Here is a 26,290-nt window from a genome sequence, read left to right as displayed (position 1 = left end):
AATATGAATAATATGCGCCATAAAGATTATACAAAAAGTCTTACTCTCTGTTCGCAGGTGTACCCCTTAAGCTAATATAAAAGATAATCAACGAAACACAGATGGCCTTAAGGTTAAATCAGATCATGCTGTAGTGTAAACCGTTGTCTTTTTTATTTAACGTGTTGATTTACATCGTAAAAATTACACATTTTTATATGTTTCCCTTCTGTGGTGTTCAGATTTCTTGATTCGTAAAGAGTCTTAAAAATTTCCATTCTCTTATCTTATTTATTTTAACAAAAACAGTGATGTTAAATCAGAATATCTGAATCAATAAATCAGAACGTTTTCATTTTGTTCTTTGTCATTTCCTGGTTAAAATCTTTCTGCTTTTTTAAATAGCTGGTGGCAACCTTTTGGAACGTATTTTGTATTTTATTGCTGTGGCAACGGAGTGCATTATCCAAAAGAATAATGATTGTCAAACAAATCAACTAATGAAATATGAAAGGGAATATATAATGAAAAAGTTGTTACTTACTGTAGCCAGTTTGAGTCTCATGGCATCTGCTTCATCAGCGATTGCTGCTGCTGATGAAACGGTTACTGCAAGTGCTGTTTGGCAGGCGGAAGCAAGGAAGCAGAGCGAATCGAGTTTGGTGGTAACCCCGATTCGCACATTGCAATTTAAGTATTCAGAAAATAGTAAATCCTTTAATGAGGATACGGGCACGTTTGATGTTGCTATTCGCGGTGGTCGCCCAGAAGCAAATGCGTTCAAACTTGAAGCCCGCGTCGATGATGGCAATAACTTGCTGCGCCAGGTGGGGGGGGAAAGTACGCTGGCGGTGGGCGCTCTCTTCGGCAGTAACGAGCTCGGTTCTACGCTGGGGGGATCGACCGGTGTTGGCAAAAATGCTAACTGGACCACGCTGGTAGATTCTACGGATGAGAACGGTAGCTCGCTGTGGGCACTGACTGCGTCTGCAAAAGGTAAACTCGAGGATAAATATAGTGCCCGCGATAAATTTACATTTATCGTGAAAAAAGCGACAAGCGATGGCACTAAACCTACGACCTTTGCTGAGCTGTCTGATGGTTTGTGGACGGGTGAAGTTGCCGTTGCTTTCCGTGCAACCTGGAACAAATAAGGTCAATGCAGCCGGGGCTCCCCCGGCTGCTGCACGTTAACGTGAAGGGAAAATCATGTTAAAAAAATCTATTATTATTTCTTTAATGACGTTGGTACTGCCTTTCACCGCTTCAGCCATTAATGTGGGAAGAGTGACGACGATTATTCCTGCGGATAAACAATTAGTAGCAAAAGAGATAAAAAATGAATCTCCAATGGCAAGGGTTATCAGCGTTAAAATCGAGCGAATTGACTCGCCATTAACGGATGGAAAAGTCATTGCCTTTGATAAAAAAGATGAAATACTTTTATCGCCCTCACAGTTGATGATGCCAGGATCATCTAAAAATATCATTAAGTTCTGGTATCAGGGCAAAGAAGATAATCAGGAAAGATATTACAGAATCACTTTTACCGATGAGCCTATCACTGACGACAGCGCGGTGAATGGGGGGAAATCTGTGCTGGCACAGGCTAAGGCGATCATCAGTACAATATTAGTGGTGCAGCCACGTAATAAAAACCTTGACTACAGCCTGACCGATGATGGGGTTTTTAATAAAGGAAATACCTCATTCAGAGTTAGCGCAATAGGAGAGTGCATTGATGGCAAGAAGGATTGCCGTGAAGTTTTTTACGTTCTCCCAGGGAACATATACCGTTTACATAAGGTCAATTTAAATGCAAAGGGAACGCATTTAAGTCTGTGGGATGTTGAAAACTACGTTGCTCTTAAATGAAGGGGTTCTGGGTTTAAAAAGGTTATTCTGTGAATAATAAACTGGTGTTTTCTGGTCTCCTTATGTGGACGATACCCTTCTCTTTTGTGTTCGCCGAGGGGCTGAAACAAGAGTCTTATGTGATAGCGGGTTATCGCTTTCCTTCAGCACTTTATAGTATGTTGCAAAGCGGGCTGAATTTACCTGTATTGATTGAGAATATACAACCCAATAAAGAAAATATTTCATTAGAAGAAAAGTATATTCAGATAGGTATTGCTACGTTATATGTTGTGGATGCAAAGCTTGTGCTGCGTAATGTGATTATCAACAATGAAGATGAGAGTAAAGTTCAACTCTCTGATGAGCTAATCGCAAAAATAAACAAAATGAGTGAAGAGAATTTTGATGAGAAACTGCATGCGCCTGTCTCAGACGAAGGGTATTTTACTCTGGATGGAAAGCAAATGCGCCTTATTCTTAATTTGAGCGAAAAGGGATATGGTACGTTAATCGCACCAAGACTATTCAATCTGGACGATCCCACGAGTAAAAAACCCAGTGGAACAATAAATTATGACTTCGGGGGCTATAATAATCGAAGTTCACACAGTGGTACTAACAACTCCGGTTATCTGAACTTTAATTCGACGACTTCTCTGGGCGTGGATCATCTGAAATTTGATGGTTCACTCTATACCGGGAACAGTCTCTCCAAAGATAGCAGTGGACGGATTAATGCCGCCTTGTGGGAACGCGATTTCAAAGGCCTGAGAACAGCCGCCGGCATGCTCGACAGCTGGAATATGCAGTCTGTGGGTTCTGTCAGTGCCCTTACCGGGGGGGAAGTGTATGGTTTTTCTATTGGTAATGCGGCAAATTCCCGTAAGCGAAATGGCAGCCTTTCATTGACGCCAGTGGTTGCTTTCTTTCCAACGGCGGGGGAAGCACAAATACGCAGAGACGGTAACCTGTTAAGTATTCAACGATTTTCTGTCGGCAGCCATGAAATCGATACGTCGATGCTACCCTTCGGCATTTATAGCATTCAGGTCGACGTGATCAGCGGCAGCAGAACCATTTCCAGCGGTACCTACCAGATTAATAAACCCTTTACCTCAAGTATGGGTGACAGCCTGCGTTGGCAATTTTGGGGCGGGGCCTACGATCGAAACAAAATCTACAGTAATAAGCATCGATACAATATCAGAACCACTCACGACATTGATAAGCGGGGTGAACATGACCGGGAAATGATGTCGCTGGTGGGATTTTCAGCGGGAAAAAATTCAGGCAATTATGACTGGAGTATGTCCAGCTATATGATGCGTGAACATGCTCTGGCAGAGCTTTGGGCTTCGTCGAGGCTGACAAAGTGGTTATCGATTAACACCCAGGCGATGAGTGCCACGGATGGGACCTGGCGAACAAATTTCGGTAGCACCCTAAGGCTCCCCTACGGTATAGGGAGCATTTGGTACAACTACAATCGGCTTCACAGTGGTGAATTTATCTCGCTTTATGAAAATCGCGGCAGTAACTGGGGCGTATCTGTAAATGTACCTTCTATAGGGCCGGCAAGTGGTGGTGTTATAACCTGGACCCAGGACAAAGATACCATCTACGGGTATAACCGACGTCGCCTCGATTATTCACAAGGTATTTACGCCGGGCGCTATGGGTCGATTCGGTTACGGACTGGCATCGGTTATTACGATAATAATGACGGCTTAAATAAATCGAGTAACCGGGAAACTTATGCCATGTTAGATTTCTCAATTCCCTTTGGTAATGCTATTTCTCTGGGGGTTTCTCACTCCAGAGAGAGTGGGACAGCGATGAATATTGATGCCACCCACGATTTCGATGGGGATTATCTGAAGTCAGTCTCTGCTAATGTTTCCCGCTCCTTCAGCGGAGATGTCGATCGCAAAATGACAGGGGGGGCAAGTGTAGACTTTGATACACCATTTAACTCTAATGCGTTGAGTTATCAGACGGATAACGACGGGGGCTGGAGTAATACATTAACCAGTCAGGGATCGGTAGCCTGGTCAGGGATGCATATCGGGGCGGGTAAAGGGCGCGAGAGCGCAGGTGTATTAATTGATACCGGACTTCAAAGGGGAGAGAAGCTCACCCTGGATATTGATGGTAAAAAACAGCTCTTACAAGGAAATCGTAACTATATTTCTTTACCTCCTTATGCCCGCTACCGTATGGAGTTGATGAATAATGCTAATACGATGGAAAGTTATGAAATCAGTGAAGGCGCGCGCCGAACGATTTCTGTTTATCCCGGCAATGTGATTTATCTCCAGCCCAAAGTTAAAAGAGTGGTCACCGTATTCGGCCGGTTAATCAATAGTGATGGAACTGTCGCCGTCAACCGTCAGTTGAAAAATAAAATAGGTATTGCACGGACGGGGAACGATGGACGCTTTGTCATTGATGTCGACCTCAATAATCCGCAACTGAGTATTGCGACAAAGGACGACAGCCTCTGCTCTCTGCAACTTAATATTACGCAGAGTGACGGAGCCGTGTGGATCGGCGATGTGAAATGCGATCGGAATAACTATGTCTGGCAACAGTCATCTCGTCAAGGAGCGAAAAATCATGAAACGACTGGCTCTTAGTGCCCTGATATTCAGTGCCGCCGCCCATGCTGATGTCACTCTTCCTTTTATCACTTTCCACAACGATAACTCGTTTGGCGGCGCTAATACAGGCGCTGTATTCAGCATCAACAGCAGTGGTGCGGAACTGGCAATGGGTTCTTATGAGTACCCCTCTCTGAGTGATAACGGTAACCGAACTGTGGCAACCTATGTCCCTGTCACACCCTCTCAGTCCGGGCTGGGAAGTTCGACCGATGACGTCACCTGGAAGTATAAATTCTCAGGTTTTAATAATACTGCATTTAAAGGGATGTTCTGTCCCACTTGCAGTACGGGGTATAAAGATCCCATCAGTGTCAGCAATAGTGAAATGACACTTCCTTATAATCCCACCTCGGGGTCCTTTGGATTCGTTGGTTTAACGATGAGTGCCTCTTTAATCGATTATTTGCTGGCAATGGGGGCAGGGCAATCAGAGACGGTGACGACATCAGCCTACACAAAAGGGGGGACAGTACTGGCTTCGACGCAGAATAACGTTCTGCAAAAGTTGGGTAATTATAATCTGGACAACTCAGCACATCTTGAATTTTCTATTGACCCCATTACCGGTGAAATAAACATTAAAAGTGGCATCACAGGCCAGAGATGCACCCCCTATCAGCACATTGCGCTGAGAGGATTGCTCTGCGATGTGATGAAGTACAGCTATCAGGGAAGCTCGGTGGCTGCCTACAGTGGCTCACTGTCGCTTTCCGTTTCTAAATTGAATCCTTTATTAGACGGGTTTCAGGGGAAAGGCCTGACGGTATCGTTAACCTTTGATGAAAAGACGTGGTACGACTTATCTAACGGATCGATCGGCACTCCGGCGACGTTTGCCGACACCTTCCTTCAGCAGCCCTCGAAAGAGGGGGGGCAAGCCAGCCTGAAGATGTTTTTCCCCACAGACTTTATTAAAGCTGTCGCGCTTAAGGGCGAAGCCAGTAACTTAACCGATATTGTCACCCTGTGCCTGAATAAACCTCTGGCATCGATTGGTGCCGATTTTTGTTTTTATCCGGGTAAGGGCATATCTGTTATCCCAGTGGAACCGAGTATCGAGATCAAGCCTGATAATCCAGACTACGCACTGGATCCAACAGGATATGGTGGGACAGGGAAAGGCAAGATTGGTAGCAGTGAGCCTATTACCATTCCTTACTCCGTTTATACGACCTCTAAAGACCCTGCCATTGCTGTCACGGGACGTATTACGGGCCCGGGTAAACCGTTAAATGGTCAGGATTACTGTCTTTTTAGTGGCGTAGGTGGTGTCTCCGGACTTGAAGTTCCCGTACCTGGCGATGTCCTTATTGGATTATCCCGCACCCGTTACAACCACAACTGTACTGGTACGAGCTTCGATATCCCTGCACCTTCAACCAGCCCGGGAGAATGGATAAGGTTGATGAGCCCGCTTTCTGCCGATCTTTACGTCTGGAAAACACCGCTGATATTACAGTTCCCTATGAACAATCCTGTGTCTGCAAAAACCTATGCCGGTGGATACTGGGATGGTGTAGTGAGTGCGCAGGGATCGATTGAAGTATCAGCGTCATGGAACTGAGGGACCTGTGCAAAATTCTGATTATCGGTTTGTTACTCACTTCACATACCGCTTCAGCTTTATTCATTAAAAATCTGAACATGGAATTAGAACCCAAAAAAGGGGTTCATTATGAAGAGATCATCAATCAGACTCCCGGGAAGAAAGTCTATACTATCAGTATGGTTCAAGTTAGCCTCCCTAAAGAGAACAGTAAAGAAACGGTGATAAGTGATGGTGATTTACTGTATTCACCACAAAAATTAGTTCTTAATTCACAAGATAAAAGTGGCTTTAAGTTTTATTATAAAGGGGCTTTAGATGCTAAAGAACGATATTTCAGGATTAAGGTAATTGAAACTCCGGTGGGAGTTGATACACTATCCACTAATCGAAATACATTACTTTATGATTACCGGGTCGCGGTGGAAGCGATTATGGTTGTCCGTCCAGCAAACGAGAGATTTAGCTATCAGATGAGCCGTGGTGAGTTGATTAATTCAGGTAATACTTTTTTTAAATATATGTCATCTAAAAATTGCGAAAAAAAGTATTCACATTCTAAATTCATTGCGCCGGGTGAGCATCTTTCCCTGAGTGATGAAATGACAGTCGAAAATCGCGTTATTTTATATAAAAATAAAATCATAACCCTGTCTCGTTGTCACCTTTAACGTGAATTGCCTTGGGGATATCTCCGAGGGTACCGTGTCTTCATTGATCGTAAGGTGAAGATATAACTGAAGTAAAAAATAAGGAAGTTAACATGAAATCTATCAGTCTAACTGCAGCAAGTGAAATCGTCGGTGGGGCACTTAACCCAATTGAAGCAATGGTAAAAGGTACGACAACTGGTTATAACGCAGGGGCCAATATCATGGGGCTGCTGGGCGGCTTAGTCGGAGCGGTTACCGGTGGTGCGCTCGGTTTCGTCGGCGGATTTATCGGTACTGTTAAATAACATAAATCATCGTTTCCCTATTTAACCGTTGCATTTATTATCTTGCTCACGGTGTATAGAATTTATCAGGAGTTAAAATGAACACTGTTGAAATGAAAGTTGCAGATGAGATCGTTGGTGGTTGGGATCCTGCTGGACAGGCCATTGCTGGAGCGCAGACCGGTAAAGCTGCGGGTGACAGCCTGCTGGGTCCACTGGGAGGTATCGTCGGTGGGGCGTTAGGATTAATTGGCGGATTTATTACCGGCGCGCTGTCTGCTTAAAGTTATTATTGAAATAAAAAATGGCCCCGGATGTGGGCCATTTTTTCTTAACCAATCACTGGGGTGACATGTCATCTTTATTCCGTTTTCACACTACCGCGAAAACTCCGGTCATTCGGCAGCATGAATATACTGAATGCGGTCTTGCCTGCCTGGCAATGGTTTTAGGGCATTATGGCTATAATACATCAATAAGCCAGCTCCGGCGCGAGTATGAGGTATCTGAAGATTCAGGGACCTCACTGTCCTCATTATTAAAGTGGTCCAGAGAAAAGGGGTTAGAAGGGCGATTACTTCAGGGAAAAGTCACTGAGCTGAAGCAGGTAAATCTTCCCGCTATTGCTTTCTGGCGTGGTAATCATTTTGTCGTGGTGGTAGGCGCGAACGATCGAGGAATTACAATCCACGATCCTGCAAGCGGGATCCGTCGCTATAAGTATAAAGAAGCCGAAGTTCTTTTCTCCGGTTATGTTCTTGAGCTGCGGCCTGCAGCCAGCTTCACCCGGCAGTCACCGGATGCCTCTTTTTCTCTTAATCAGTTAGCCAGTAACATCACTCAGCTGATGAAGCGCCAGATCACGCTGTTTATTTTTTCCTTGTTTGCATTATTGATTATGCTGGTATCTCCATCCTATTTTCAGTTAGTACTGGATGAAGCGATATCGCGCAGCGATTATGACCTGGTTATTCTTCTGACTTGCATTTTTGCTATTGTCTATATATTTGATGTAGTAAACCGTTTCTTAAAGCAGATATTAGAGATTTGCTTGCGTAACTTTGCCTATGATGAGCTGAGTCAGTCAATCCGTGGTTATTTACTGCGAGCGCATACCAGCTGGTTTCGTACACGTCCGGTAGGCGTCATTCTCGCCATTGAGAAATCACTGCATAGTTGCGCAGAATTTATCAGCAACGGCTATGTGGCAATGGCCTACTCTTTCCTGATAAGCATCTTCAGTCTGATTTTTATGATGTTTTACAGCGTTAAAATTGCGCTGGTCACGTTACTTTCCATGACTGTTTTCCTGGTTATCCGTTTTGTGCTGATTAGGCCCTATCAGCGTGCGGTGGACAATGCTATCACCAAAACTGCTGAATACGAGTCTCTGCTGGTAGAAACCCAGAAAGGGATCGTCACGCTAAAAGCTAACAATATGCTTAATAATATGAATAGCGTCATTGACAGGGCCATGCGCAACCACATCAACGGACTGATGCATCAGGAACGTCTGTTAGCCCGCTTTGATACCGCTTCGGTGTTTGTCATTAATGCAGAGCAGCTGATTGTGGTCTGCATGGGGGCATGGGCGATTTTACAGGGCCAGATGTCTATCGGGATGCTTGTGGCCTACCTGAGCTATAAGCGTTATTTTTCTGATGCAATGGTGCAGCTCGCCCATAAGTATCTTGAAAAAAATGCACTTAAGGGGCCTCTGGAACGTATTGCAGATCTCGTGAGCTACCAGGCTGATGAGGATGATTTTGGCGACCGGAAAATTGAAGTTCCGCGCGTTCTGACGCTGGATAACGTTACTTTTTCCTGGCCCGGTAAAGCCGCGATTTTGAAAAATATTAGCCTGACATTGAGCACCTCGCAAGAAACGGTCATTGTCGGCCAAAGCGGGTCAGGAAAAACGACGCTGCTGCGCCTGCTGTCCGGAATTTTGCAGCCTGGCAGCGGAGAAATTAGACTTAACCAGTACCCCCTCACATCTTATGATTTGGCTGAACTGCGCCAGCATATCCGTATTATCCACGCCGATGACCAGCTTTTTACCGGTAGCTTAATTGAGAATATTTCAGGTTTCTCTCTTGAGGTAAACCTGAAAGAGGTTATCGATGCGTGCAAACTGGCGCAGATTCACAGTGTGATCGCTGCTCTTCCACATGGTTATGAGACGAATTTTATTCCGGGTAACCCACTCTTTTCCGCCGGTGAAGTTCAACGTCTGGTGCTGGCACGCGCATTGTATGCTCGCCCTGACTGGCTATTGTGCGATGAGGTGACGGCTAATCTGGATAAACAGACTGCCAGTAAGGTTCTGGCCAGCCTTAGAGAACTGGGTATCGGTCTGGTTTTTGTCACTCATTCTCCGGAAGTTGTATATCAGAGTGGGCAGCTGGTTGAGTTGGAAAACGGCATCATTCTGGCTAACCGTGAGGGGCAGACATCATGATCCCGCATTTTATGTGCCACTGGATGGCCAAAAGAGCGTGTAAGCATCACATTGCAGAACGCTTCGAGCAAAACTATTTGCAGCTTACTCGCCATGCAGAGGAGGCGTTTGATGAAGAGATTTTTATACAAAATCTTCAGCAGCGTCTTCGGCTGGTAGTTACCCTGCGGAGTTTGTCACCACAAAGCTGGCCACGTGTTATGAGTCCGGTGGCGCGTGCTGAGATCAATAAGTGGGCCACAGAAAACCTCTACCAACAGCGTAACGTAGTGCCGCTGTTGAGATGGAATGGCCTGCCGTTGGTACTGGCCTCGCTTATACAATCAGCGCCAGAGGAAATGGATTTTTTATTTATTTCTCAGGATCCTGTCTATCAGCGTTTAGCGACGCTTCGTCGCTGTAGGGATAACTGTTTACTGTCTCGCCGCCCGCTGGCCGTATTCGTTTTTATTGATGAGCGTTTGCCTGAGGCTCCATTAATGCCTTATCTGTTAAATGGCAACCGCCTGCGGGTCACGGCAGTGTTCCCTCATACACTCACTCGCCTGCATATGGGGATTCAAACGTTAATTCCTGTCGGCATGCCTGACACCACTTCTTTCCAGGTCATCGGGCAGCGCTATGCACCCGATGAATGGGAAGAGGCTGTCGCAACCAATTTCCACCAGTTATGCCACTTCCCTACGTACTGGGGGCAGTGGGACGATATTTCTGTTCTTTTACACGGGTAAGCCCATGTTATTTATTAAGCGACGTACCAACCCTGCAGCTAAAGTGGCAAAACGGCAGTATGCACGGGTTTATAATATCAGCCTGCCGGGTTTGAAGCTGGCCCTGATGATGTTTGCTTTATTCTTTTTGTGCCTGATTATCTATTGTTGTATCGTTGAATACTCTGAAACCACGTTGGCCCAGGGAGTGGTGATCAATGCCAAAGGTGACGTGCAGGTACGTGCGAAGGCCTCCGGAACCATTATGAGTATTCCGATTAAAGAAGGGCAATATGTGAAAGCCAATCAGATACTTTTCAGCCTTTCACGCGACTACGGGGGAAAAGATGGATCTGTGATTGAATATGAAGCTACGCATTACCTCTCAGAAATAAAACGGAATAATGACCGAATGCGTAATATGACCAGCTCAATCGACAACCTTAAGCGGAACTTAACCCGGCAGCTGGCTATTATTGACGATCAGATTATCGCATCAGCCATTAAAATAAATAAGGCGAAAGAGCTGGTTTCGAATACGCAGAAAACACTGGACTCATACACATTGATTGAGAAAAAGGGCTATGTTTCTAAAAATGATTTGAATATGCGTAAGAACGATGTGCTGAATGCCCAACTTAATCTCAAGCTTGAAGAGTCAAATATTTTACAGCTGCAAAGTAATAAAAGTTCGATTCGTGATAACACGCAGTATCAGATAGATGATCTTAAAACGCAGTCACTCTACCTCGATAATCGTAACAGTGAGATTGAACGTACCCTTGCGACTCAGGGAAGTAAGTCGCTCACGATGCTGGCCCCGACCGATGGATATGTGGTGGCGATTAACTTCCCACCGGGTAAGGCCGTCACACAGGATACGGAAGTTGTGGTGGTGATCCGCCATGATACCAGCAGCCCGCTGGAAGGATATATTTATATACCATCTGATGGCGCGGGACGGATCAAAGCCGGCGATAAAGTGAAAATTCGTTTCGATGCCTGGCCTGTTGATAAGTACGGAACCGTCACTACGACACTGGAAGATTTCATTCCGATCGCCATTGATACGCGGTCATTGCTTGTTCCATTACCACAAGGTAAAACATATTATCTTGCAAGGGTTCAATTACCTCCTTTTTTCACTGACTCGGGAAAGCGTAAAAGAATGCTGCTGGGGGGAATGACGCTAAATGCGGATATTGTTCTTGATAAACGCCCTCTTGCTGTCTTACTACTGGCTCCGTTGGAGCGCGTGCGCCAACGTTTTCTTTCCTTCTAGTCATTTTCATCGATATATGGATTTCCATATGAGATAAATTTTTTAAGGGATAGCAAGGAGAAAAACTATCCAGATCATACAGGTTTATTCTGCCTTGCATCCGATTTTTTGTTACTTTTCAGTTTTCCTTACAAATGTAAGTGGTGATAGGATCGATGAAAAAAAGATACTGTCCATTATTCTGTTTTTTTATTTTTAGATAGATTTCTTTATTGGATTCAAGAAAAAAAAGAGGAAAGAGTTTATTAACATCGTTTTTATCAGTGTTATCTGTAGGGGATTTAATGTTCTTTATAGAGTGAAGAAAGTAACTTTTCCCATTATTATTGAAAGTGAAAAATATTCTGCGCGAGATTTGCTGTTCACGACCATCATTCATTTTAATATTTCCGTCCATACCGATATAACCTTCCTTTTTTTCAAATGTGTAATTTATCAATAAGTTTGACGTGGATGCTGAATTATGTTGCACGAGGTTTATTAAACAGGTGAATGTTGTCGGACTGCGTATTCCCTTCAGAAGTAAAAATGAAGTTATCGAAGTTAATGTGATAATAAAAGCTATGCTCATTGTTAATAATATTTTATACATATTTTAATTATCCAAAATAAAGTAATCTGAAATACACAGGCTGTGATTACCATTTTTTCTTGAGCAGCGCAGCACTGAAACTCTTGGCAACTGAGGAAGAGAATCAATATAGATCCACGGATAGCTATTACAAGCACTGTAAAAAGGTTCTGCATAACGTAGTGTTTTATCCTGAATTTGTCCAAAAACGACATCCGGTGAGACATAAACATTACACGCCGGTGGGCCGGAAACAGGAATGTACTCTTGCAGATACTCTATAGGTGTCATTTTTTTGACTATCATATAGGACATCATTAAAAGTATTCCTAATCCTGAGATAAGGATAAAAAGAGGTAAATATCGCTGATAAAAAATGCCGTAACCAGACTGCTCTGTAGTGTTGTTATTACTCAGGGACTTTGCAGATATGAACGATGTGCGACTATCAGATGACGGTGTTGTTGATTCGAGTTCATTTTTAATATCGATCTCATCCTCTGTAGAGATATGTCTTTCTGTGATGACTTCTACATTATGTTGATTGATATCAATGAGTTGTTCTGTCACCAGCTTAGTAATGTGACACTCATTTGACAGAGTAATGCCTATCCGTGGAATGGTGACGATGAGCTCTTCTTCAAAGCCTATTTTTTTTAACCCTTTTCTGAGGATAGAGATATTTTGATAGAAAGTGTTCGGTGAAACATGTACTCCATTTTTAACCCAAACTTCATCCATGAATTCTTGCTGACTAACAATAATTCCGACTTTTTTTATCAGTAGTAAGAAACAACGACTGGCGGGGGAGTTGAGAATCACAACATTTTCAGGCGCATCTAAGCGACGTAGAATGCTTTTAGCAGGATGGAACTCTATCCAGTTATTTATGATGTAATGATTGTGCATGTTATTACCTCTACAGTATTTAAGAGTGTTAATAATTATATCTTTTATTTCAGTTCGAGTTCTTGGAGGTAAATAATAAGATCCATCCTTTTTATGTCACTACTTAACGTAGCGCAAAGCCAGGAATAACAGTCTTTATTGTTGTTTTACGTTATAAGCTATTTTCTGTTTTTACTCCCGGAGATGTGATGCCGGTTGCTGATGTTCATATTTCATGAGTGAACACAGCATCTTATGAATAAAATTGCTAAAAATTTTATTTTCTGTACGCTATTAGTCTGTTTTTGCAAGATTTTTAATAGCATGCCGGATGTTTCTGTTAATATCCGAGAGGAATTGGAAAAAATCATTCTTATATTGATGGTTTTTAAGGGAGCAGGGCGTTTTTCTGCCTGTGACTAACCCCCCGGGAGGGAGATGGCCAAAAATCAACTTATTGATTTGTAGAGCATTAATTCCCCCGTTAAATGGTATCCTAAGCGGTTTTTTTCCATTGTCAGTCACTATCCGCCAGTGAGCCGAAATAATACTTTAGGATTTTTTGATGCCTTGTTTCTTAAAGAAGCTGAATTTATAGTGGCTTATTGTTGTCATGCTCTTGTCGTTTTTTTTGTCGACCATCGCAGGCTGTAACCTTGGGATAGCAACCCTATGATCTCAATCTCCCTTAGGGATACCATGCGGTATTTCTCTGTTGAAGAGGGTGATTATCGCCAATAATAATTATGTTGGATACCGGTATGTTGGCATGGCTATTTAGAATCAAAAATCCCAGAATTAACGCATTGATATTAATGGTTATTACTACGGTATGTTCAGTGATTTTTATGCTTGTTGCGACATTGATTTTTTTTAGCTTATAATCGGGTAAGTGCTTATCTAAAACATGTCTAAGATAAATATAAGTGTAAAAGTACTCGGTGATTATCAAAATCCTTTTCATTCCGCCTTCTCCTTTTATCTTTTTTTGCTGTTTCCGTAGCAAAAAGATCAGTATAAAACACTAATAATTTTTATTTCTATATAATGTGGTTTTTGATGCTTTTTTTTAAACGTGCTGGTCCCCCCTGACGCTTTAATTCAGTGAGGGAAGAATAGTCATAACAGCGCTCTAAAAAAAATCAATTTTCCTTAATTGATAAATAATAACAACTTATTAATTACGTCAATAAATTAAAATTAATTAAAAACAATAACTTAGATGTGCTTAAGGGATGCGAGGAAAAGATTGCATGAATTATTGTGAATTTTGCCTGCGCTTACTTAACCTCAGCCAATTTTTCTTGCTACTGCTGGCTCACTCAGTGAAAGACGTGCTCTAATTCCGTTACACTCGCCTGTCTATTTCATCATGACTAAAATTGATTTGCTTCTGTGCATGATAAAAAGTCTTTTAATGAATATTCTTCGGGGGCGTTCATTGCTTCGTTAAACAGAAAAAAACAATCTAAAACTAGACTTTTGTTATTAATTGATAGTTTTTTGTTATCTTCCATTTTTTATACTGTCTGATGAATGAACGAAAAAAGGCCGGATAGTTTGCTATCCGGCCTGGAAGGGGCTCTTTTATCGTGGTGCGGGCTAACGTTCTCTGCCAGCGTTTATTAACGCATGGTGACAAATTCTTCCGAACCGGTCGGGTGAATCGCCACGGTGTTGTCGAAGTCTTTCTTGGTCGCGCCCATTTTCAGTGCCACGGCAAAGCCCTGCAGCATCTCGTCCATGCCGTAGCCGATACCATGGATCCCGACGATTTTCTCATCGGCACCCACGCACACCAGCTTCATGCGGCACGGCTGGCGATGCTGTGTGACGGCGGTGTACATGGCGGTGAATGACGATTTGTAGACTTTCACCTGGTCATCACCAAACTTCTCACGCGCTTCCGGCTCGCTCAGACCTACCGTACCGATCGGCGGATGGCTGAAGACCACGGTGGGGACGTTGCTGTAATCCAGATGCTCGTCCGGCTTGTTGTTAAACAGGCGCTCGGACAGGCGACGGCCTGCGGCGACAGCCACCGGGGTCAGCTCAACGGCACCGGTGTTATCACCGACGGCGTAAATACCTTTAACGCTGGTGTTCTGGTATTTATCGACGCTGATGTAGCCCTTTTCATTCAGTTTAACGCCGGTCACGTCCAGGTTCAGGTTGTCGGTCATCGGCTCACGGCCAATCGCCCATACCAGGCAGTCTACCGTCTGCTCTTTGCCGTTTTCCAGCTGTAAGGTCAGACTGCCATCGGCATTTTTCACTACCGCTTTTGGGATCGATTCGGTGTGCAGCGTCGGGCCTTCGGTGTTCATTACTTCCACCAGCGTGTCGACGATCAGCGGATCGAAGCTGCGCAGCGGGGCATGTTTACGCACGTAAAGGTGGGTTTCAGAACCCAGCGCATTCAGTACGCCGGCAATCTCCACGGCAATATAACCGGCACCGACGACCGCCGTACGTTTTGGCAGGGCCTGCAGTTCAAAGAAGCCATCGGAGTTGATGCCATGCTCCGCACCCGGAATGGTCGGCTGGGTTGGGCGACCGCCGGTGGCAATCAGAATATGGTCGGCGGTAATTTTCTCGCCGTTGACTTCAACGGTGTGCGCGTCGACAAAACGGGCATAGCCTTTGATGACATCGACGTTATTTTTACCCAGGACGTTATCGTACGAGGTGTGGATACGGTCAATGTAGGCGCTGCGGTTTTTCAGCAGAACGTCCCAGTTGAACTGGTTAACGGTGGTATCGAAGCCGTAATCCGGGCCGTAGTTATGGATCGCTTCAGCAATCTGGGCCGCATGCCACATCACTTTCTTCGGCACGCAACCAACGTTAACGCAGGTGCCGCCCAGTTCTTTCGCTTCGATCAGCGCACATTTCTGTCCGTGCATGGCTGCACGGTTAATGGAGGCGATTCCGCCGCTGCCGCCGCCGATAGCAAGGTAGTCATAATGTCTGGTCATGGAGTCTTCCGTTTAAGTGAGAGCCTGTCCAAACTGGCTGCAACGATGACGCCGGTCTGGACAGACCCTGATTGAGTTAAATCAGCTGGCGTAGAGTGTAACGCCACAAGGGGAAAAGCCGCAAAGGTTGCGTCTATGATTGTGATAGGGGGAGGCACAGAGTGAACGCTGTGCCTGTTTTTACGCCGGGGTCAGCACCGACTGCATTAGCAGGCGGTTCAGGGCGCAGGCATCGCGACGCGACGCGTCCTCCAGCGGCGGCCGATCCTGCCGGGCCAGCTGATATTCAATAAAAGCATGGATGCGCTCGCGGCGCGGGCCGATCTCCGCTTCGCCCGCCTGGCGCTTACTCACCAGCAGAGCGTCAATCTCCGCTCGCAGCAGCGGGTCACTGACTGTTTCTGCCATCAGCCGATCAAAACGCATCGGCGGAGCGCCTCTCCCGGCTTCAATCCACAGTACTGCCAGCAGCGGACGCAGCACGTAGAAATACTTTTTCAGCCGTACCTGTTCGCCCTGCAAATAACCGCGAAAGTTCTTCTTCGCCATCGACAGGTAGTGATAGCGGGCCCGCAGATCGCTGAAGAAGTCCGGCACCAGACTGCGTAATGCCTGCACCGTATCCGGATGCTGGCGGTAGACCAGCGGCGAATCCAGCCACTCCATCAGCGTCGGGTTGGCCGCTTTCAGCAGCCCCAGCGTTTTACGCAGCTCCCAGCCGCAGACGTCCAGCTCAGTGTCGATCGGCAGTTCGATCACATCGCGCGGTGGCTCGACGCGCAGATACCATTCGGGTTGATGCACATAGATAAAGCGCACATCGTAGTCACTGTCGGGGGAGGCAAATCCCCAGCCCCGGCTGCCGGATTCGCAGGCATACAGCACGCGCACATTGTGGCGGGCTTCAATCTCCTCTAACGCTGCCAGTACCCGTTCCCGCATCGCCGGGCTGACGGCTTCTTCCGTTCTCATTTCCTGTTCCTTATCCTTTCACACACACCACCTGACGCAGCGTATGCACTATTTCCACCAGTGACGCCTGGGCAGCCATCACCGCATCAATATCTTTATAGGCCATCGGGATTTCATCGATGACGTTGCTGTCTTTACGGCACTCAACGTGTGCCGTGGCGCGCTGCTGGTCGGCGACCGTGAAGCGGTTTTTGGCTTCGGTGCGGCTCATCACCCGCCCGGCTCCGTGGCTGCACGAACAGAAACTCTCTTCATTGCCCAGCCCGCGCACGATAAAGCTTTTGGCACCCATTGAGCCGGGAATAATCCCCATTTCGCCTTTCCGTGCCGACACCGCGCCTTTGCGGGTGATCAGCACCTCTTCACCAAAGTGCTGTTCGCGCTGCACATAGTTGTGGTGGCAGTTAACCGCCTGCTCTTCAGCGATAAACGCCTTCGGCAGGACCTGAGCCAGTGCCGTCAGCGTCTGTTGCATCATCACCTGGCGGTTATGTCGGGCAAATTCCTGCGCCCATTCCACCGCCTCCAGGTAGTCGGCAAAGTGCTGGCTGCCTTCGCTGAAATAGGCCAGATCGCGATCCGGCAGATTGGCGATGTGCTGGCGCATGTCCTCACGGGCAAGGGTAATAAACAGGTTGCCGATGGCATTGCCGACCCCACGAGAACCACTGTGCAGCATCACCCACACCCGCTGGGCTTCATCCAGACACAGCTCAATAAAGTGGTTACCGGTGCCCAGCGTGCCGAGGTGGTGATAGTGGTTGGTTTTCAGCAGCGCCGGGTATTTGTCGGTGATCCGTTTAAACCCCGCAGCCAGCACCTGCCAGTGGCTGTCTACCGTCTGCGGCGGCGACTGCCACGCCCCCCGATCGTGACGGGCGCGGCCCGTACTGCGACCGTGTGGCACCGCGCGTTCAATCGCCGTGCGGATACCCAGCAGGTTATCCGGCAGATCGCTGGCCAGCAGCGAGGTGCGCACCGCGATCATGCCGCAGCCAATATCCACCCCCACCGCCGCCGGGATAATCGCCCCTTTCGTCGGGATCACGCTGCCGATGGTCGAACCTTTGCCAACGTGTACGTCCGGCATCACCGCCAGATGTTTATAGATAAACGGCATCCGTGCCGTATTCAGCAGCTGCTGCTGGGCTTTCACGTCCACCGGCACGCCTTCGGTCCACATTTTTATGACGGCCGCGCCTGGCGCGGTCAGCTGTTGCATGCTCATAGTCACTGTCCTTTTATCTGTACCAGTCCGTTCAGCACCTGATCCAGGCCGCCGAAAACGGAAATCTTATCAATGCGTTCTGCCACCCTTTCCAGGGTTTCCAGCTCTTTCAGGCGCAGTGCGACCGGGTTGTTTTCCATCACTTTGGCCGTGTTCAGCAGCGATCGGGTGGCGGCGGTCTCTTCACGCCGGCGGATCACGTTAGCCTGGGCGGACTTTTCCGCCTCCACCAGGCGGGTAAGAATGGTCTTCATCTCACCCGGCAGGATGATGTCTTTCACCCCGAGGGAGGCCACTTCCATGCCGTACGCCGCGACATTCTGCCGGATCTGCGTGCTCACCAGCTCATCAATCGCCTGCTTGTTTTCCAGCAGTTCATCCAGGCTGCGCGTGCCCACGGCCTCACGCAGCGCAAACTGCAGCTCACGGTAGAGGTATTCCAGCGGTTTGGTCAGCTGCGCATACGCGCTCATCACATCGCTGTACCGCCAGTTAGCCGCCAGGTTGATGCGCAGGCTGACTTTATCACGCGTCAGGATCTCCTGGCCGCTGACTTCCAGCGCCTGTACGCGGGTATCCACCACCTCCACGTCGACCTGATGGTTAAAGCGCCAGTAGCCGCTGGCCCCGGGCGGCAGCAGTGCCTGCGGCATACCGTCGACCTTCAGGATACCCACATGCCAGGCCGGTACCTGCACCAGCAGGACGCCGGCATTGCCGGTGACCACGTGCTGACGGAGCTGGGGCTGCATCAGGCTGGCGACGAGGGACGACGGAATTTCTACCGTATCGGTCGACAGCAAATCGATACGCTGCGGGCTGCCGTTCAGCCACCACAGGCGGCGCGTACCCGGCGGCAGGATCTCCACCAGTTGATCGTTTTTATAGTGCAGCCCGACGTGAGTTTCTGGCACGGCGACCGTCTGGCAGAACGCGCTCACCCACTCGGGGTGATACTGCTGCAGGTAGTCGGCCAGCATGCTGTCCAGCGGCTGATGAAGCTCAAAGGTCGCGACCTTGAGCTGGCGTCGCCAGTCGCGGAGTCGGTGCTCCCCGGCCGGCAGAATCTGTTGGTATTCGTCGTTCTTTGACAGCAACGCGATTTGACCTTTCCGTATGGTGATATGTCTGAACATCTTTTTCTCCTTCATTTAGGGTGCACCACGGAGCACGGGCGTCAGCGTGAAGCCTGGGGGAGCACCGGAGCGGCACCCGGTACAGCGGCGGCGCGACGATGATGCCCCAGACCCGACGCATCAGCCGGTGCTCCGGGTGGGCTGCTGACTGCACAGCCGGGGTACTGCTATCAGGCTCTTTGGAGAGAGGTGCGAAACCGGGAGTCGAACCCGTTCTGGCCCTGTGCCTTCGCAAAATGTCTTCGTGCTGACGGAACGCCTGCGGGAAAACGGTCATCCGTTCCCGGTGCGCCGGCTGGGTTCATAACCCGGGCATCATTCAGCCTGTCGACGGGATAACTATTGCCAGAAGCGTGCCAGAAAAGAAAAAATGCTGAAATTATTTTTAATTTACTGATAATTAACATTTTTATTTTATGGCAACAGAAAGGTGTTGCTGCGCATGAAAGGGTGAATTTATCCTGTGGGATAAATATTGCGATGAAAGGATAAGGCATGAAGCGCAGAGTGGTGATAGGTATGCTGGGGACCACCCTGGATAAACGTGGTAAACGGGAGAACCGCTGGAATAAATGGCGGCCTACGCTGGGGCTGTGTATGCAGCCTGACTTGCCCGTGGACCGCCTGGAACTGCTGCATCAGCCTGACCGCCAGACAATGGCACAGCAAATGTCGGAAGATGTGGTGCTGGTCTCGCCGGATACCGAAGTGAGGCTGAATCCAATTACGCTGAATGATCCGTGGGATTTTGAGGAGGTGTATACCGTCCTGCTCGATTTTGCCCGCCACTATCCCTTTGATACAGAGAATGAAGAGTATCTGGTGCATATCACCACCGGTACCCACGTAGTGCAGATCTGCTGGTTCCTGCTGACCGAGGCGCGCTACCTGCCCGCCGGGCTGCTGCAAACGGCACCCGCCCCGCGGGACCAGGAGAGTGCCAGAACGGAAGGGGTATATACCCTGATTGATCTCGATCTCAGCCGTTATGCCACACTGACCAGCCGCTTTATGCGCGAACGTCAGGAGTCGGTCTCACTGCTGAAGGGGGGCATTTCCACGCGTAATGCGACGTTTAATCAGCTTATCGATCAGATTGAGCGGGTGGCGCTGCGGTCCGATGCGCCGCTGCTGTTGACCGGCCCGACAGGAGCAGGAAAATCCTTTCTGGCGGAACGCATCTACCAGCTGCGCCAGTCGCGTCACCGGGTCAGCGGCAGGCTGGTCGCGGTCAACTGCGCCACGCTGCGCGGGGATAACGCCATGTCTACGCTGTTTGGTCATGTTAAAGGGGCGTTCACCGGCGCGTTGCAGCCGCGTAACGGCCTGCTGCGGGAAGCGGACGGCGGCATGTTATTCCTTGATGAGATCGCCGAGCTGGGGCTGGATGAGCAGGCCATGCTGCTGAAAGCGATTGAGGAAAAGCGCTTTCTGCCTTTCGGCGCAGATAAAGAGGTGAGCAGCGATTTCCAGCTCATCGCCGGCACCCATCGCGATATGCGCCAGTGGGTGGCTGAAGGACGCTTTCGTGAGGATCTGTATGCGCGCATCAATATGTGGAGCTTTACCCTGCCGGGGCTGGCAGCGCGGCGCGAAGATATTGAACCGAATCTGGACTTCGAACTGCTGCGTTTTGCCAGTGATGCGCAGTCGCAGGTGCGTTTTGAGCCGCAGGCGCGTCAGCGCTATCTGCAGTTTGCCTGCGCACCGGCTGCCCTGTGGCGCGGTAATTTCCGTGAGCTGAGCGCGTCGGTCACCCGAATGGCGACCCTCGCTGATAACGGCCGCATTGAACTGGCTCAGGTGGAAGAAGAGATTGCGCGCCTGCGCGCAAGCTGGCAGGGGGAACCCGCACTGGCATTGCCGGACGCGCTGGATCTGTTTGACCACAGCCAGCTGGAGACGGTGCTGAGAGTGTGCCGTGGGTCCTCTTCGCTGTCGGAGGCCGGACGCACGCTGTTTGCCGTATCGCGCCAGCAGAAGAAACAGCCCAACGATGCCGATCGGCTGCGTAAATATCTGGCGCGTTTTGCGTTAGACTGGGACAGCATCAAGTCGGGTGGAGCACCCGGACAATAACGGAAGGAGTCAGTGGATTATGCAACTGCAGTTTTTAGGCACCGGGGCCGGCACCCCCGGCCGCGAGCGTAACGTCACCAGCATCGCGCTGGATCTGCAGGGCGTGCGCAACGCGACCTGGCTCTTTGACTGCGGGGAGGCGACGCAGCATCAGATCCTGCGCACCCCGATCAAGCCGGGTAAGATCGAGAAGATCTTTATTACTCACCTGCACGGCGATCATATTTTTGGCCTGCCGGGGCTGCTCACCAGCCGGTCAATGAACGGCGCGACTGATGCCATGACGATTTACGGCCCGGTCGGGCTGAAAACCTTCGTGGAGACGGCGATCGCGCTGAGTGGCTCGTGGCTGACCTTTCCGCTGGAGATTGTGGAAGTCCGGGCCGGTGAGGTGTGCTGCGATGAGCACTTCCGCGTGACGGCCTGGCCGATGACGCATCCGGTGGAGTGTTATGGCTATCGCATTGATGAACATGATAAACCTGGCGCGCTGGATGCGGCGAAGCTGGCTGCCGACGGGGTGCCTGCCGGGCCCTGGTTTTACGACCTGAAGCACGGGCGCAGCGTAACGCTGCCCGATGGCAGGACAATTAACGGCTGGGATTATGTCGGAGAGAAAATCAAAGGCCGCAGCCTGGCGATTTTTGGCGACACCGCCCCGACGGCGGCGGCGAACGAGCTGGCGGCGGGGGTGGATCTGATGGTGCATGAGGCGACGCTGGAAGTAGCGATGGAAGAGAAAGCCAACAGCCGCGGGCATTCCACTACCGCTCAGGCGGCCAGGGTGGCGCTGGAAAGCGGAGCAAAACGTCTGATCGTGACGCACCTCAGTACGCGTTATCTGCGGGCTGACTGTGAACGACTGCTGGAGGAGTGTCGGGCGGTGTTTCCGCACACCGAAATGGCGCACGATTTTGCGATCTTTACGCTGTAGCGGGGGGCCGTTTACGCGGCCGCCCCTGCCGGGGATTATTCCGGCACAATCCAGCTGACTTTAGAGTAACCGGTACCGGACGGCACCAGCACTTTCTCCAGCCACGGCAGCACGTTTTTCATCTGCTGCTCCAGCTTCCACGGCGGGTTAATCACAATCATCCCCGAGGCGGTCATACCAAAGCGGTCGCTGTCCGGGCGCACGCCCAGCTCAATCTGCAGGATACGGCGGATGCCGGTGGCCTGCAGTTCGTTGAACATGCGCTTGATCTGCTGACGCAGCACCACCGGATACCACAGCGCAAACACGCCGGTACCAAAGCGTTTATACCCTTCCTGAATACCCTGCACCACGGCCTGATAATCACTTTTCATCTCGTACGGCGGGTCGATCAGGATCAGACCCCGGCGTGACAGCGGCGGCAGTTTGGACTTGAGCTGCTGATAGCCGTCGGCACGGGCCAGGCGTGCGCGGTCGTCTTTCTGAAACTCGCTGCGCAGCATCGGGAAGTCGCTGGAGTGCAGTTCGGTCAGCTGAAGCTGGTCATACTCGCGCAGCAGGTGGCGGGCAATCAGCGGCGAACCCGGATAGTAACGCAGTTTGCCGCCGGGGTTGTAGTTCTTCACTACGCTGATATACGGGGCCAGCTCTTCCGGTAAATCATCCTGCTGCCAGATACGCGCAATGCCTTCCAGGTACTCTCCGGTGCGCTCCGCATGTTCACCGCTTAACAGGTAACGCCCGGCGCCCGCATGGGTATCAAGGTAGAGGTAGGGTTTTTCCTTCTCATTTAACGCGCTGATAATCAGGCTCTGCACGGTATGTTTGAGAACGTCGGCATGGTTGCCGGCATGGAAGCTGTGGCGATAACTGAGCATGTATTGGGATAATCCGGATGGTAAAAGCGAGCGTGCCGCCGTCGGGCGGCACAGGTTGGGGGTATTATAGCGAAAACGGCTTAAAAAAGCGCGTTCAGGTCGGGATTCGCTGCCACATCGGGTAAGTAAAGAACAGCAGGTGCAGCATATTAAAGGCAAAATGCACTAGCGTAGAGACCCAGAGCCGGCCGCTCCACAGCCAGGCCAGCCCGTAAATCAGCCCGGCGAGCGTGGCAAACAGCACCAGCAGCAGGCCGCCGGAAAAATGGGCAAAGCCAAACAGCAGGGCGGCAATGAACAGCGCCCGTTTATCCCCCAGTAACTGGCTCAGACGCTGCTGGATATAGCCGCGAAACAGTGCCTCTTCCGCCAGGCTGACAAAGAACAGATTGGCCAGCATAAAGGCACCCAGCCAGTCCGGCAGGTGGGGTTCTACTCTCAGCCCTCCGGCCAGCGTGGCCAGTAGCAACAGCAGCGGAAGTGACATCACCAGCACCAGCCACCAGAGCGCGTTAGCCGGGGGCTTTGCCGGGCGCTTCAGCAGGGTGGGCAGGCAGGCCAGTAACAGGAATGGGATCAGCGCCTTGTCGATGTTGTAATAAAAAGTAAAAGGCGCGCTCTGTGGCCCGACACGTTCGCCGGAAACAATAATCAGATTATTAAAGCCCGGGATGGTATGCAGCATCAGGGCGATCGCGCTGACTACCAGCACGATTTCACCGGGCAGGGAGAAGGCATTGGGTTGCTTCTGATTACCGCAGTAGAGGGCGACCGTGCCGATAATCGCCAGCGCCACTATCCCTGGCGGGAGCAGCGTCTGGTCAAAGACCGCCAGCCCGAGTGCAATAGCGAGCAGGATAAGCGAACTGCGAAGGTAAAAAGGTAGAAACAGCAACGAGGCCGCCAGCGTATACCACATAAAAAAACTCCCTGTTTGTAACGGAGTAATACGATGTATTTAAGCGGAAAGGAGTATGCAACGCGCACCCTGGTGTGGCAATGCGTAAAGTGCGGTGAAAATCGGGCTTCGCACGCCGGGAATGCCCCCGCCCGGGCGCAGGCCCATTGATTTTCACGCCACTAAACCCCATCTTAAAAAGATTGCGCGCATCTGTGCGCCCCATACCAACGATTAAAGGACTGCGCTATGACCAATCCGTTACTCTCCGATTTCACGCTTCCCCCTTTCTCCGCCATTCATCCTGAACATGTGGTTCCGGCCGTGACTCAGGCGCTGGCGGACTGCCGCGCGGCGGTTGAAAAGGCGGTCGCACAGGGGGCGCCGTACCGCTGGGATAACCTGGTACAGCCGCTGGCGGAAGTGGATGACCGTTTAAGCCGCCTGTTTTCACCGGTCAGCCATCTGAATGCGGTGAAAAACAGCCCGGAGCTGCGTCAGGCCTACGAGCAGACGCTGCCGCTGCTGTCCGAATACAGCACCTGGGTGGGACAGCACGAGGGGCTTTATCAGGCCTATCGCAACCTGAAAGAGGGTGAACACTTTGCTGGCCTGGATCTCGCACAGAAAAAAGCGGTCGATAACGCGCTGCGCGATTTTGAGTTGTCCGGGATTGGCCTGTCGAAAGAGAAGCAGCAGCGCTATGGCGAAATTTCCGCCCGCCTGTCAGAGCTGGGGTCGACCTACAGCAACAACGTGCTCGATGCCACGATGGGCTGGAGCAAACTGGTTACTGATGAAAGCGAGCTGTCCGGAATGCCGGAGAGCGCACTGGCTGCCGCCAAAGCCCAGGCCGAAGCCCGGGAGCAGGAAGGCTGGCTGCTGACGCTGGATATTCCAAGCTATCTGCCGGTGATGATGTACTGCGACAATCAGGCCCTGCGCGAAGAGCTTTACCGTGCTTACTCTACCCGCGCCTCCGATCAGGGCCCGAACGCCGGGCAGTGGGATAACAGCGAGGTGATGGCAGAAGAACTGGCGCTGCGCCACGAGCTGGCACAGCTGCTGGGCTTTAACTCTTACGCGGAGAAATCGCTGGCCACCAAAATGGCGGAGAACCCGACCCAGGTCACGGACTTCCTGACCGACCTTGCCAGACGTGCCCGCCCGCAGGCCGAGCAGGAAGTGGCCCAGCTGCGCGCCTTTGCTCAGAAAACCTTCGGCGTGGATGACCTGCAGCCGTGGGATATGACCTATTACGGTGAAAAGCAGAAACAGCATCTCTATACCATCAGCGACGAACAGCTGCGCCCTTACTTCCCGGCCCAGCGTGCGCTGGACGGCCTGTTTGAAGTCGTAAAACGCATCTATGGCATTACGGCCAGCGAACGTCACGACGTGGATGTTTACCACCCTGACGTGCGCTTCTTTGACCTGTTCGACGACAGCGGCGAGCTGCGCGGCAGCTTCTATCTTGATCTGTACGCGCGTGATAACAAGCGCGGCGGGGCATGGATGGATGACTGCGTGGGCCAGATGCGCCGCGCCGACGGCACCCTGCAGAAGCCGGTCGCCTACCTGACCTGTAACTTCAACCGTCCGGTCAGCGGCAAGCCAGCGCTGTTTACCCACAACGAAGTCACTACCCTGTTCCACGAGTTTGGTCACGGTCTGCACCACATGCTGACCCGGATTGAAACGCCGGGCGTATCGGGTATCAGCGGGGTACCGTGGGATGCTGTCGAACTGCCAAGCCAGTTTATGGAAAACTGGTGCTGGGAGCCGGAAGCCCTGGCGTTTATCTCTGGCCACTATGAGACCGGTGAGCCGCTGCCAAAAGATCTGCTGGATAAAATGCTGGCAGCGAAGAACTACCAGGCGGCACTGTTTATCCTGCGTCAGCTGGAGTTCGGCCTGTTTGACTTCCGCCTGCACGCCGAATATGACCCGGCGAAAGGCGCGCGTATCCTGGAGATACTGAAGGAGATCAAAGATCAGGTTGCCGTGGTGCCGGGGCCGTCTTGGGGCCGTTTCCCGCATGCCTTCAGCCACATCTTTGCCGGCGGTTACGCGGCGGGATATTACAGCTATCTGTGGGCTGATGTGCTGGCGGCGGATGCCTATTCCCGCTTTGAGCAGGAGGGGATCTTCAACCGTGAAACCGGGCAGTCGTTCCTCGACAATATCCTGACGCGCGGTGGGTCCGAAGAGCCCATGGAACTGTTTAAACGCTTCCGGGGCCGTGAGCCACAGCTGGACGCGATGCTGAAACACTACGGCATTAAGGGTTAAG

Annotated in this window: 20 protein-coding genes; 13 read left to right on the top strand and 7 right to left on the bottom strand. The window is 50.2% G+C overall.

Features of this window, described 5'->3' with window-relative positions:
* The first annotated feature begins 398 nt into the window (after nt 1–398).
* The 10 genes from ACZ3HG_RS11515 to ACZ3HG_RS11470 all read left to right on the top strand — a co-directional run bounded on the left by ACZ3HG_RS11515 (nt 399) and on the right by ACZ3HG_RS11470 (nt 11,435).
* Complete coding sequence (locus ACZ3HG_RS11515) at nt 399–1,133, top strand: common pilus major fimbrillin subunit EcpA (RefSeq protein WP_465332863.1); 735 nt, start codon at nt 399–401, stop codon at nt 1,131–1,133.
* A 55-nt stretch (nt 1,134–1,188) separates the two neighbouring features.
* The gene (locus tag ACZ3HG_RS11510; RefSeq protein ID WP_465332862.1) at nt 1,189–1,854 is read left to right on the top strand and encodes an EcpB family pilus assembly chaperone; all 666 of its coding nucleotides are present in this window, start codon (nt 1,189–1,191) and stop codon (nt 1,852–1,854) included.
* A gap of 29 nt (nt 1,855–1,883) precedes the next feature.
* Nucleotides 1,884–4,472 carry a CS1-pili formation C-terminal domain-containing protein gene (locus ACZ3HG_RS11505; protein WP_465332861.1) on the top strand — a complete coding sequence of 863 codons (2,589 nt, stop codon included), beginning with the start codon at nt 1,884–1,886 and terminating at the stop codon, nt 4,470–4,472.
* Nucleotides 4,453–6,063, top strand: coding sequence for a receptor (locus tag ACZ3HG_RS11500; protein ID WP_465332860.1), 1,611 nt, complete (start codon nt 4,453–4,455; stop codon nt 6,061–6,063). Before ACZ3HG_RS11505 ends, ACZ3HG_RS11500 begins: the two co-directional genes overlap by 20 nt.
* Before the next feature lie 80 nt (nt 6,064–6,143).
* A complete protein-coding gene (locus ACZ3HG_RS11495) occupies nt 6,144–6,716 on the top strand; it encodes a fimbria/pilus periplasmic chaperone (protein ID WP_465332859.1) in 573 nt (190 codons plus the stop codon).
* 92 nt (nt 6,717–6,808) lie between these two features.
* Nucleotides 6,809–7,003 carry a hypothetical protein gene (locus tag ACZ3HG_RS11490; protein WP_465332858.1) on the top strand — a complete coding sequence of 65 codons (195 nt, stop codon included), beginning with the start codon at nt 6,809–6,811 and terminating at the stop codon, nt 7,001–7,003.
* Nucleotides 7,004–7,080: 77 nt separating this feature from the next.
* Nucleotides 7,081–7,266 (top strand): hypothetical protein, encoded by a 186-nt coding sequence (locus ACZ3HG_RS11485; RefSeq protein WP_465332857.1) that lies wholly within the window; start codon nt 7,081–7,083, stop codon nt 7,264–7,266.
* 20 nt (nt 7,267–7,286) lie between these two features.
* Nucleotides 7,287–9,443, top strand: coding sequence for a peptidase domain-containing ABC transporter (locus ACZ3HG_RS11480; RefSeq protein ID WP_465332856.1), 2,157 nt, complete (start codon nt 7,287–7,289; stop codon nt 9,441–9,443).
* Complete coding sequence (locus ACZ3HG_RS11475; RefSeq protein WP_465332855.1) at nt 9,440–10,174, top strand: hypothetical protein; 735 nt, start codon at nt 9,440–9,442, stop codon at nt 10,172–10,174. Before ACZ3HG_RS11480 ends, ACZ3HG_RS11475 begins: the two co-directional genes overlap by 4 nt.
* Nucleotides 10,175–10,178: 4 nt before the next feature.
* Nucleotides 10,179–11,435, top strand: a complete 1,257-nt coding sequence (locus ACZ3HG_RS11470) for an HlyD family secretion protein (RefSeq protein ID WP_465332854.1) — start codon at nt 10,179–10,181, stop codon at nt 11,433–11,435.
* A 595-nt stretch (nt 11,436–12,030) separates the two neighbouring features.
* On the opposite strand, the gene ACZ3HG_RS11465 is transcribed toward ACZ3HG_RS11470, so the two are convergent.
* The 5 genes from ACZ3HG_RS11465 to ACZ3HG_RS11445 form a co-directional block, all read right to left on the bottom strand.
* Nucleotides 12,031–12,915, bottom strand: a complete 885-nt coding sequence (locus tag ACZ3HG_RS11465; protein ID WP_465332853.1) for a winged helix-turn-helix domain-containing protein — start codon at nt 12,913–12,915, stop codon at nt 12,031–12,033.
* A gap of 1,604 nt (nt 12,916–14,519) precedes the next feature.
* Nucleotides 14,520–15,872, bottom strand: a complete 1,353-nt coding sequence (gene gorA, locus ACZ3HG_RS11460; protein ID WP_191934483.1) for a glutathione-disulfide reductase — start codon at nt 15,870–15,872, stop codon at nt 14,520–14,522.
* Between the two features lie 180 nt (nt 15,873–16,052).
* Nucleotides 16,053–16,844 carry a nucleotidyltransferase domain-containing protein gene (locus ACZ3HG_RS11455; RefSeq protein ID WP_465332852.1) on the bottom strand — a complete coding sequence of 264 codons (792 nt, stop codon included), beginning with the start codon at nt 16,842–16,844 and terminating at the stop codon, nt 16,053–16,055.
* A 10-nt stretch (nt 16,845–16,854) separates the two neighbouring features.
* Nucleotides 16,855–18,072, bottom strand: coding sequence for an RtcB family protein (locus tag ACZ3HG_RS11450; protein ID WP_465332851.1), 1,218 nt, complete (start codon nt 18,070–18,072; stop codon nt 16,855–16,857).
* Nucleotides 18,073–18,074: 2 nt separating this feature from the next.
* Nucleotides 18,075–19,208: a slipin family protein gene (locus tag ACZ3HG_RS11445; RefSeq protein ID WP_465332850.1), complete on the bottom strand. Its 1,134-nt coding sequence runs from the start codon at nt 19,206–19,208 to the stop codon at nt 18,075–18,077.
* Between the two features lie 495 nt (nt 19,209–19,703).
* Here ACZ3HG_RS11445 and rtcR point away from each other — a divergent pair, with 495 nt between their 5' ends.
* Both rtcR and rnz read left to right on the top strand, forming a co-directional pair.
* Nucleotides 19,704–21,287, top strand: coding sequence for an RNA repair transcriptional activator RtcR (gene rtcR / locus ACZ3HG_RS11440; RefSeq protein ID WP_191934486.1), 1,584 nt, complete (start codon nt 19,704–19,706; stop codon nt 21,285–21,287).
* A gap of 19 nt (nt 21,288–21,306) precedes the next feature.
* Nucleotides 21,307–22,221, top strand: a complete 915-nt coding sequence (gene rnz, locus ACZ3HG_RS11435) for a ribonuclease Z (RefSeq protein WP_465332849.1) — start codon at nt 21,307–21,309, stop codon at nt 22,219–22,221.
* 35 nt (nt 22,222–22,256) lie between these two features.
* Here the strand turns inward: rnz and ACZ3HG_RS11430 are convergent, their stop codons facing one another.
* Together ACZ3HG_RS11430 and ACZ3HG_RS11425 are read right to left on the bottom strand one after the other, a co-directional pair.
* Nucleotides 22,257–23,099, bottom strand: coding sequence for a 23S rRNA (adenine(2030)-N(6))-methyltransferase RlmJ (locus ACZ3HG_RS11430; protein ID WP_062748183.1), 843 nt, complete (start codon nt 23,097–23,099; stop codon nt 22,257–22,259).
* A gap of 94 nt (nt 23,100–23,193) precedes the next feature.
* On the bottom strand, nt 23,194–24,018 hold the full coding sequence (locus ACZ3HG_RS11425; protein WP_191934488.1) for a CPBP family intramembrane glutamic endopeptidase: 825 nt from the start codon (nt 24,016–24,018) through the stop codon (nt 23,194–23,196).
* A 228-nt stretch (nt 24,019–24,246) separates the two neighbouring features.
* Here ACZ3HG_RS11425 and prlC point away from each other — a divergent pair, with 228 nt between their 5' ends.
* On the top strand, nt 24,247–26,289 hold the full coding sequence (prlC, locus tag ACZ3HG_RS11420; protein ID WP_465332848.1) for an oligopeptidase A: 2,043 nt from the start codon (nt 24,247–24,249) through the stop codon (nt 26,287–26,289).
* Nucleotide 26,290: the final 1 nt, after the last annotated feature.

The organism is Erwinia sp. PME.40.26/001, assembly GCF_055556675.1.
This window is presented reverse-complemented; position numbering and strand designations above follow the sequence as displayed.